Below are 7195 nucleotides of genomic sequence, written 5' to 3' on the forward strand. Positions count from 1 at the left end.
TCAGGACACGGGCACGTTGCGCTTCGTCAGCACACCGGCGAGGCAGGCAGCCGGATCGGCTGCGCCGCCCTCTCTCTTCCTTGCATCGACATAGGAAGAGGCGAGAATGTCCGCATCGGTCTTGTAGAAATAGACGAAGAGGTTGCAGGCACCGCCCGCATATTGCCAGACCTCGGCGCCCGGCTCGACGCGGCGGAAATCGGGCGCGCCGAGACGCGCCGACAGCGCTTCGGGCGCCACGCCGACAAGGCTTTGCGGCGCGAGCGGGCCCGAGCCGATCTGCCGCGACGGCGCGACCTTGGCGAAAGCCGCTCCCGAAAGACCGACACCCGAACGCGCGCCGTCGCTCGCGCAGCCCGCGACGAGAATGAAAGAGAGGACAGCGAGCGAAGAAATTTCGAGCCGCATCAGGAAAGACCGATCCTTTTCGTGGTGTGGACCATGAAGGCCGTCGCGAAGAGCGGCGCGGCGAGATTGACGAGCGGCACGGTCGCGAAGGCGGCGACGAGAACACCGGCGAGGAAGATCCGCCCGCGATGGCGCCGCCTCAGCGCCTCCACCTCGCCGGTCGTCAGATGGCGAAGCGCGACCAGCTCGAAATATTCCCGGCCGAGAAGATAGCCGTTCACGACCCAGAAGAGCGCGAGATTGAAGCCCGGCACGAGATAGAAGGGCAGGGCGATTAGGTTGACGGCAATGAGAACGAGGGTGAAGCGGAAGGCGACGAGAAGGGACTGAAAAAAGGGCTGGTCGCGGCCTGGCGCATCGGCCGGATAGTCGCGCGCCTCGACCTCGCCCGCGATGCGCTCGAGAAAAAATCCGGCGACCAGCGAGACGACCGGATGCACGAGCGGAACGAGCACTATGAGCGCGAAGAAGCGGGCGATCCATTCGAGCGTCACATCGAGCCAGTAGGTGCCGAATTGCGGCATGGCGGCGAGCGCCCATTGCAGCCCAGCGCCGAACAGAGCGAGAACGAGGACCGTCACCGCGAGCGACAGCCAGAGCACGCGGCGGAAAGGAGCCGAAAAGGTTTGGCGCAACGCGCGCAGCGCATCCGAAAACATGCGCGCGAGCTTATCGGCTCGGCCCGTTTTTTCCAATCGTCCGGCTCCCCCTCCCGCCAATCGCCCACTATACTCGCGCCGCTTCATTCCACTTTTTTCTTCCCGCGACGAGGACCATGACTGAAACGAAATTCGACGTTGCCGGCATCGGCAATGCGCTTGTCGATGTGATCGCCGATTCCGACGACAGGTTCCTCATCGCCAATGGCATCGAAAAGGGCGGCATGACGCTCATCGATGCGGCGCGGGCGGACGAACTCTATGGCCGCATGGGGCAGGCCATCGAAATGTCGGGCGGCTCCTGCGCGAACACGATCGCGGGGCTCGCCTCGCTCGGCGGCAGGGGCGCGTTTTTCGGCAAGGTGAAGAACGACCAGCTCGGCGCCGTCTTCGCGCATGACATCAAGTCGCTCGGCGTCCACTTCCCCGCGCCCTCCGCCGAGGACGGGCCGCCCACCGGGCGCTGCCTGATCCTCGTCACGCCCGACGCCCAGCGCAGCATGAACACCTATCTCGGCGCGGCGCAAAACCTCGGTCCCGACGACATCGACCCCGCCGTCATCGAGGCGGCCGCCGTCACCTATATGGAAGGCTATCTCTGGGATCAGCCCGGCGCGAAGGAAGCCTTTCTCAAGGCGGCGTCGATCGCGCGCAAGGCCGGCCGCCTCGTCTCGCTGACGCTTTCCGATTCCTTCTGCGTCGCGCGCTACCGCGACGAGTTCCGCCGCCTCGTCCGCGACGAGGTCGATCTTCTCTTCGCGAACGAAACGGAAATCCTTTCGCTCTACGAAGTCGATCTCTTCGACGAGGCGCTCGCGCGCGTGAAGGCCGAGTGCAAATTCGCCGCGCTCACCCGCTCGGAAGCGGGCGCGGTCATCGTCGCTGATGGCGAGGTCCATGTCGTCGATGCCGACAAGGTGGCGAAGGTCGTCGATACGACGGGCGCGGGCGATCTTTTCGCGGCGGGCTTTCTCTACGGGCTTGCGCGCGGCCACTCGCCCGTCCACTCGGCGCGGCTCGGCGCCATGGCAGCGGCCGAGGTCATCTCGCATTACGGACCGCGGCCGCAGGTCTCGCTCGCGAAGCTGGCGAAGTCCCGGGGGCTTTAGTTCGCCGCCATCGCTACAACTTCGGAAGTCATCCCGGGGCTCGTCCCCGGAATCCATCTTTCTTCCGGGGGTGGAGGAGGCCCATGGGTCCCGGGAACAAGTCCCGGGACGACGCTACTATTTTTCACGGGGGTCACGAAGACCGGATAGCGACGCGGCCTCTGGCGGCTCGCAATGACATCACCCCTCCAGCGCCCCGATCATCTCCACCCGCGCCGCATGCCGGCCGCCCTCGAACCGGGCGGTCAGGAATGCATCCACGATATCGAGCGCCAGCCCTTCGCCCACCACGCGCGCGCCAATCGAAAGCATGTTGGCATCGTTGTGCTGCCGGATCATGCGGGCTGAGAATGTGTCGGCGCAGACGCCGCAACGGATACCCTTCACCTTGTTCGCGGCCATCATGATGCCCTGGCCTGTGCCGCACAGGATGATGCCAAACCGGCAATCGCCGGAGGCGACGAGCCGCGCCGCCGCTTCGCCGTGCCTGGGATAGTGTGTGCTTTCCGGCGTCGTTGGTCCGATGTCGACCGCCTCCCAGCCACGCGCCGCGATATGAACGGCAATGGCCTGTCGGAGCTGAATGGCGGCGTGATCGCTGGAGAGGACAATGCGGTTGCTGGCTGTCATGGCGAAGCCGTCCCGTTTCCCAAGGCGATTTGATCCCAATGCAATCTGACGGTCTGGCCGTGTTGGATCAGGAAAAATGAAAACGTCCTAAAGCTCTAGAGCTTCCGCAGGGCCACGTCGCGGATGCGGTGATCCGCGCCCTTGCGCAGGATGAGGTGGGCGCGCTGACGCGTCGGAAGAATGTTCTTCCTCAGATTGGCGAGGTTGATCGAGGTCCAGATCGCATCCGCCGTCTGCACCGCCTCATCGTCGGAGAGCTTCGCGTAGCGGTGGAAATAAGCCTTGGGATCGCGGAACGAAGTCTTCCGCAGGCTGAGGAAGCGGTCGATATACCAGCCGCGGATCGCCTCTATATCGGCATCGAGATAGATCGAGAAATCGAAGAAATCGGAAACGAAGGGCTGCGGGTCCTCGCCCTCTGCGGGTTTCCAGGGCTGGAGCACATTGAGCCCCTCGACGATGAGAATGTCGGGCTGATCGACGACGATCGTCTCGCTCGGCACGATGTCGTAAGAGAAGTGCGAATAGACCGGCGCCTCGACATTGCGCATTCCAGCCTTCACATCGGAGAGGAACTGGATCAGGCGGCGTACGTCGAAGCTTTCGGGAAAGCCCTTGCGGCCCATCAGATCGCGCTCTTCGAGAATCCTGTTCGGGAAGAGAAAGCCGTCCGTGGTCACGAGATCGACCTTGGGGTGGTTCGGCCAGCGGGCCAGCAGCGTGCGCAGGATGCGCGCGGTCGTGCTCTTGCCGACGGCGACCGAGCCCGCGACGCCGATGATATAGGGCACCTTGTCCTGGGCGTGGCCGAGGAAGTCCGAGGTGACGCGGTAAAGCTCCTGCATCTCGGCCACATAGAGATTGAGGAGACGCGAAAGCGGCAGATAGATCTCGCTCACCTCATCGAGCGAAATGCGTTCGCCGAAACCTTTCAGCTCTTCGAGTTCCGTCTCGGAAAGGGGGAGCGGCGTGTCCTTGCGGAGCATGCCCCATTCGGCCGCAGAGAAGTGCCGATAGGGCGAAAGGGGCGCGCGGTCCAGGTCCAGTGTGGGGCTTGCCGTCATGGTCTCGGATTCCCGTACCTGTATTGCGTTTGCAGGTTCCGTCAGGACGGTCATTCGGCCTTGCCTGGCGTATTGTTCTGAGGGCGGGAGGCTTTTTCCTCGATGCCCGATTGGCCTTCCCGGCGCGCAAGCTCGGAATAGACCGAAGACGGCTCTATGTTCAAGGCCGCAAGCGTCACCAGCCAGTGATAGAGAAGATCGGCCGACTCCGCGACGATGGCCGCCCGGTCGCCGGACATGGTGGCGATCACCGTTTCGATGGCTTCCTCGCCGAGCTTGCGGGCGCAAAGGGGCGCCCCGCCGCTCATGAGCCGGGCGGTGTAGGACGAAGCCGGATCGCTGCCCTTGCGGGCGGCAATCGTCGCAAAGAGCGCATCGAGCTGACGGGCGTCGGCTGCCATGGGGCATCCCCCGAAGAGCGTTCTCCCAAAGGGAGTGGCAAAATAGCGAAAGCTCCGGGATCGCCCGGGGTGACCTTGCCACCCGGGAGCCCGAAACACGGCGGGCTCTCCCTAGCAGATTTATTTTTGGGACGCCAGCAGCGCTGTTCCGCCACCTCCGAAGGGGTCAGGTGCGGGTGGCGAGGCTCAACCCGACCATGGCGCCCGTCCGCACGCCGTCCCGGGTGGCATGGCGCAGGCTCGCGCCCCGAAGATCGGCGCCCCGAAGGTCGGCGCCCGTCAGATCCGCCCGCAGGAGGATCGCGTCGCGCAGATCGGCGGCGGCGAGGATCGCATGCTGGAAATTGGTATCGGCGAGGATCGCACCGCGGAGCAGCGCGCTCGCCAGGATCGAATGCGAAAAATCGTGGCGCGACAGGTCCATATGCGAGAAATCGGCGCGCTCTCCCTGACGCTGGCTCGTCTGGATCCAGACCAGGTGGCGATCGAGTATGCGCTTCATGCGCTCGGGCCCGGGCGGGCGGCGCGCCTTGGTGGCGCGCATCAGCTCGCCGCAGTTCGCCGTCTGTTCGCACATGATGGCGCGGCGGAAATCGGCATCCGAGAGGTTCGCGCCGGTGAACTCGACCTTGATGAGCTCGGCGCCCGCAAAGCGCGCGCCCCTGAGATCGGCGCCGTGAAGGCTGACGCCGGAAAGCTCCGCCCCCTCGAAATCGACATCGAGCAGTTTGCAGTCCGAGAGGTTCGTCCCGCGCATGACGGCATTGCGGAAGGTGGAGTGTTCGCGCCGGCTGGCGACGCCGCCCGCGCGAATGACGACACCGCGGCGCAAATCGGCTCCTTCGAGGTGGGTTTCGCTCAGTTCCGCATTCTGGAAGCAGGCGCCGCGCAGATCCGCCTGCGAGAAATTCGTGCGGGTGAGATTGGCGCCGTCGAAACTGGCGCTGAAGAGATTGGCGCCGACGAAGCGCGCATCCTCGAGATCGGCATTCTCGAAATTGCAGGCGATGAAATGGCCATGCGAGAGATTGATGGAGCGCAGGTCGAGGCCGGAGAGATCGCAATCCTTCATCACCACGCACCAGCCATTCGGCACGCCCTTGAGGAAACGCAGGTTCAGCTCCTCGAGCTTCTTCAGGGCTTCCTGGCTGATGCGCCGGCCGACAATGGCGCGGGGGTCACGCAAGGGATCGCGCCGGGCATCGCTCTGCGTCGCCATTTCGCGCGCGCGATGGTCTTTCATCTCCGCCGACATTCGGACACCCCCAGCATCGGTACGCCGGGACCACCCCAGGCAAACTGACGCCCGGGATGCTAACGGCCCTGTCCTTCAGATTCGTTTAAATGATTGATGAAAATTTTCAGCTTCGAGAAAGGCCCGTCAGCCGGCCCGCTCAGCGCCAGAAGACGCCCCCGTCGCGGAAGGCGCGCCATTCGTCGAGCGCCGACTGCCACTGCTTGCGGGCGCGCCTCTCGTGATGGGCGAGCACGCGCTTGCCCGGCGCCGCGAGGTCCGGCTCGATGGCGGCGAGTTCCTTGATGATCGCTCCCGCCGTCTCGACATCGTTCAGCGCGCCGAAATCGTCCTGCAATTTGGAGAGGGCGCGGAAATAGTGCCGCGTCGCCGCATGCGGATAAAGCGAGGCGAAGAAGCCGGAGGCATAGCGCAGCCGCTTCAGACGCTTGCGCAAATCATGGCGCTCGGTCGTGTCGAGGTCTTCGATGTGACGGCCGAGCCGCGAGACGCTGCGGTAGCGCCGGTCGAGCGCGCGGGAGGCGAACTCGGCGATCGGCGCGCCGAGCGCGGCGGCGTCCCGAGCGGCCCCACGCCAGCTTCGCTCATCGAGATAAAGCGCGAGTTCGAGGACGAAGCGCGTCATGCGCGACGAACGCAAGGACGCCCGCGCGCCTGCCCAGGCCGAGACCTGCGCCTTACCGGCGGCGGCGCGCAGCGCGGCGAGCCCCTCATCGCCCGGATTTTCGGCTTCGACGGGCGTCAGGATCTCGCTCGTGAAAACGTCGAAATCCCGCGCCCGGCCGATGGAGGTCGCAAGCCATCTCGCCTCCTGCGACAGGCGGCGGACATGATCCTTGCCGATCACGCGGCGGAAGACGGTGAAGGCGGAGCGCATGCGGCGGAGCGCCACGCGCATCTGGTGGAGGCCCTCCGGGAGCGACCCATCGACGGTCACCGCCTCGTTCATCAGAAGATGCGTCAGGCAGTGACGGAGGATGACCACATAGGCGTCCTCGACGGTGAGGCCGGGCGCGAGGCTTAGCATCTCGGCGCGGATGGCAGCGGGCTTTTCGTCGCCGGCAAGCGCAAGCGCGCGCTCGGCCTTGCTGCGCAAGCCGATGCGAACCGGCACGATGTCGGCGAGTTCGAGCGCGAGGCGATAAAGACCGGCGGGCGCGCCGCGCTTCAGCTCGAGTTCGAATTCGGACACGGGCATCTCGCGGCCATCGGCGCTCAGCATGCCATTGTCGATCGCCAGTTCGATCTCGTCGCCCTCCGGCGTCTGAAGCGTCCTTGCCGTGCGGCGGATGCGCGAGGTGAGGCGGGGCGAGATCGCCTCGCCATTGGCGAGTTCCGCGATCCGCGCCCGCAGGTCGGCAGGCAGGTGGTTGAGAGCGGGCGCTTCCTCGCCGCTTGCAAGCGGCGTCTCCCATTCGCCGCGATTGCTGGCAAGCGTGCCGCCCTCGCTGCCGGTCTTGAGGGTCTGGATGCGCTTGCCTTCCGTCTCGCGCACCCTGAGCGCAAGACCTTCCTTCAACAGCGCGAAGTCGGGCGTATCGAAATAGACGGAATGAAGAAGCCGGGCGCGGGCAGGACCCGTTTGCAGCCGGGAGAGGGCTCGCGAACGGCGCACACGCTCGAGAGCGGCGGGCTCGCATTCAAGCTTCAGCTCGATCTCGCGGTTCAT

At 65.2% G+C, this 7195-nt stretch carries 8 protein-coding genes; 1 reads left to right on the forward strand and 7 read right to left on the reverse strand.

Going from position 1 to position 7195, the window contains the following annotated elements; all coding sequences use genetic code 11:
- Both PKA57_RS12685 and PKA57_RS12690 read right to left on the reverse strand, forming a co-directional pair.
- Positions 1–408, reverse strand: a complete 408-nt coding sequence (locus tag PKA57_RS12685; RefSeq protein WP_324301105.1) for a hypothetical protein — start codon at positions 406–408, stop codon at positions 1–3.
- A complete protein-coding gene (locus PKA57_RS12690; protein ID WP_324301107.1) occupies positions 408–1103 on the reverse strand; it encodes a sulfate transporter family protein in 696 nt (231 codons plus the stop codon). The genes PKA57_RS12685 and PKA57_RS12690 overlap by 1 nt, the downstream gene beginning before the upstream one ends.
- A gap of 80 nt (positions 1104–1183) precedes the next feature.
- Here PKA57_RS12690 and PKA57_RS12695 point away from each other — a divergent pair, with 80 nt between their 5' ends.
- Positions 1184–2176, forward strand: coding sequence for an adenosine kinase (locus tag PKA57_RS12695; RefSeq protein ID WP_324301109.1), 993 nt, complete (start codon positions 1184–1186; stop codon positions 2174–2176).
- A 180-nt stretch (positions 2177–2356) separates the two neighbouring features.
- Here PKA57_RS12695 and rpiB read toward each other — a convergent pair whose 3' ends face one another.
- The 5 genes from rpiB to PKA57_RS12720 form a co-directional block, all read right to left on the reverse strand.
- On the reverse strand, positions 2357–2806 hold the full coding sequence (gene rpiB / locus PKA57_RS12700) for a ribose 5-phosphate isomerase B (RefSeq protein WP_324301111.1): 450 nt from the start codon (positions 2804–2806) through the stop codon (positions 2357–2359).
- 95 nt (positions 2807–2901) lie between these two features.
- A complete protein-coding gene (gene coaA / locus PKA57_RS12705; protein WP_324301113.1) occupies positions 2902–3870 on the reverse strand; it encodes a type I pantothenate kinase in 969 nt (322 codons plus the stop codon).
- 50 nt (positions 3871–3920) lie between these two features.
- Positions 3921–4271, reverse strand: a complete 351-nt coding sequence (locus PKA57_RS12710) for a phosphoribosyl-ATP diphosphatase (RefSeq protein ID WP_324301116.1) — start codon at positions 4269–4271, stop codon at positions 3921–3923.
- A 166-nt stretch (positions 4272–4437) separates the two neighbouring features.
- Positions 4438–5514: a pentapeptide repeat-containing protein gene (locus PKA57_RS12715; RefSeq protein WP_324301118.1), complete on the reverse strand. Its 1077-nt coding sequence runs from the start codon at positions 5512–5514 to the stop codon at positions 4438–4440.
- A 151-nt stretch (positions 5515–5665) separates the two neighbouring features.
- Positions 5666–7195: CHAD domain-containing protein (locus PKA57_RS12720; RefSeq protein WP_324301120.1), on the reverse strand; the 1530-nt coding region annotated here is incomplete at its 5' end.

It is taken from the genome of Parvibaculum sp. (genome assembly GCF_035325945.1).
GTDB lineage: Bacteria > Pseudomonadota > Alphaproteobacteria > Parvibaculales > Parvibaculaceae > Parvibaculum.